This window comes from Bradyrhizobium sp. PRIMUS42 (assembly GCF_023006515.1).
In the GTDB taxonomy this organism is placed as follows: domain Bacteria; phylum Pseudomonadota; class Alphaproteobacteria; order Rhizobiales; family Xanthobacteraceae; genus Bradyrhizobium.
In genome coordinates, this window is record NZ_JALBGZ010000852.1 from 1 (window position 1) to 2,436 (window position 2,436).

A 2,436-nucleotide genomic window follows, 5' to 3' on the forward strand; every position below is an offset into this window, starting at 1 on the left:
AGCGCCTGCACGGGATCTTCGCCCGGCGCGAAGCCGCTCTGGCGCAGGATCTCGTCGATCATCGGACGCAGCGCGTGGACCTTGAGCAGCTCGCCGGCAAGTCCTTCGCCGAAGCCGACATTGCCTCCGACGGCCCCGTTGCCGCCGAACGCGCCGCCGGTGTGCAGGATGCGGACGTCCTTGAGGTTGGCGATAGGCCTGACCATCTCGGCCAGCGCCGACGGCATCGTCTCGATCCGCTTCTTGGCGATCTCGAAGTCGATGACGTTGCTGCCGAGCTTGTTCTGCGCCTCGTTCTTCATGGTGATGACGGCGGCCTCGGCCTCACCGATGTTGCGGACGCCTACGGCCTTGATCTTGTTGGACTCGGCTTCGGCGGTGGCCAGCGTCTTGACGGCCTCGGCGCGATCGAGCGAGGCCTTCTTCTCGGCCTCGGCCGCAACGATCAGCTCGGTCGATTTGCGTTCGGCCTCGGTGCGCGCGGCCAGCACCTGTGTCAGACGGGCACGATCGGCGACCTCGACCGCACGCGCGGTGACGACCTTTTCCTCCGCGGAGACTGCGAGCGCTTCGGCGGCCTTGGCTTCGGTGACGGCTTCCGAGGTCTGCTTGCTCTTGGCAGCGATCTGGATCTCGTTTTCCTGCGTGGCGATCTGGATCTCGCGCTGCGCGTCGGTTTTGCGCTTGTTGATCGCCAGATCCGACTCGATCACCGCGGTTTCCTTGACCTGCTTGGCGCCGGCCTCCTTCTCGGCAACGGCTCGGTCGGTGTCGATGCGGGCATTTTCCTCGGTGAGGCGCGCGGTCTGCGTGGCGGTCGCGACCTCGGCCCGGGTGCTTGCGGTCTTGTTGGCGATGTCGCGCTCCTGGGAGAGCTCCGCTTCCTTCTTGGTCCGTTCGATCCCGAGGGTTTGCTGGCGCGCCTCGAGGTCCTTTTGCGCAATCGCCACCTCGTTGTCGCGCACGATGGCATTGCGGTCGCGCCGCCGGGTCTCGGTGACCGTCTTCAATTGGGTCAGGCCCTCGGCGTCGAAGAAGTTTTCCGGGTTGAAGAACTTGACGTCGGTCTGGTCGAGCTTCGTGAGCGACACGGATTCAAGCTCGAGGCCGTTGGATTTGACGTCGGATTCGACTGTCGCCTGCACATGCTTGACGAAGTCCGAGCGCTTCTCCTGGAGTTCGAGGATGCTCATGGTCGCCGCCACCGAGCGCAGGCCGTCAACGAATTTCGCCTCGACCTGGTTGCGCAGCGCTTCCGCGTCATTGGTCAGCGCACCCAGCGTCTGGCTCGCAAGCGCGATACTCTCATCGTCGGGGCGGACGCGTACATAGAACTCGGCAACGATGTCGACGCGCAGGCGGTCCCTGGTGATCAGGGATTCCCGCTCCTTGCGTTCCACGGTGAGCCGCAGCGTCTTCAGATTGACGCTGGCATAGGAGTGGAAGATCGGCAGGATCATGGCGCCGCCGTCGAGCACGACCTTCTTGCCACCGAGCCCGGTGCGCACGAAGGCTTCGTCGCGCGTGGCGCGTTTGTAGAGAATGGTGAAGACGATCCCGAGGACGACGATCAGCGCGACGCCGATCATGGCCGGGACTGCGATGTCGAACATGACTTTCTCCAATGAATGAACTGCTAGCTGCTTAGAGGTGGCTTGGACGGCTTAAGTTCATCGTCGGCCTTCACTGCGACGAAGCGGGTGCCGTCGCGGTCGACCAGCAGGACCATGGTTCCCTGCGGCAGGGGTGTTGACGACGGCGCGGCGACCGCCCAGACGAAATGGCGGTTGCCGTGGATATCGGCGACGCTGACGCGGCCGGGCGGTCCCTGGTCGAGCGGACCGATGACGACCTCACCGATGCGGCCGACGAGATCGCCTAGGCCGACGGCGTAGCTTTCATCCTTGGGAATGACCCGCGAGATGGCCCTGCTGGCCGCGCGGACCATCGGAACCGACACGACGACGGCCCCGACCGAGGCGACCGAGGCCGGCAAGGGACCGGCCAGCATCCGCGCGATGTCCTGGATCAGGAAGCCGGTGATGGAGAACGCGCCGAGCAGGAGCAGCAGGAAGATCAAGAGCGGCACGCCGCCGACATTGATCCAGGAGATGGCGTTGATCACGCCATTGTCGCTGGGATGGCCGAAGTCGATGTTGGTGCCGAGCATCTCGCTCAAGGAGGCCCCGACCAGCATCGAGACTACCTCGATCGAGCCGACGATGACGATCATGGCCGCCGCGATCGCGAACGGCCTGACCTCCGGCGACATGACGTGTTCGAGCAGAGCGCTCATGACACGGTACTCAGGAGCGTGACTTCAGCCGCGCCAGCCTCGCCGCAATTTCCTTGTCGCGATGGAGCGTGCTGAGCTCGTCGATGTCGCTCGAATACGGGATGCCCGGCGGCACGCCGGTGGCCCGCGCCACCGCCCTG

Annotated in this window: 2 protein-coding genes and 1 pseudogene; all 3 read right to left on the reverse strand. The window is 64.9% G+C overall.

Translation table 11 applies throughout. The annotated features are described in order from the left end of the window. The coding region (locus MOV75_RS34665) for a flotillin family protein (protein WP_247007593.1) at nucleotides 1-1,613 on the reverse strand (1,613 nt) is incomplete at its 3' end. Between the two features lie 23 nt (nucleotides 1,614-1,636). After that, nucleotides 1,637-2,296 (reverse strand): OB-fold-containig protein, encoded by a 660-nt coding sequence (locus MOV75_RS34670; RefSeq protein WP_246929758.1) that lies wholly within the window; start codon nucleotides 2,294-2,296, stop codon nucleotides 1,637-1,639. 10 nt (nucleotides 2,297-2,306) lie between these two features. Then, nucleotides 2,307-2,436: pseudogene (locus MOV75_RS34675) on the reverse strand (PspA/IM30 family protein); the annotation flags it as partial.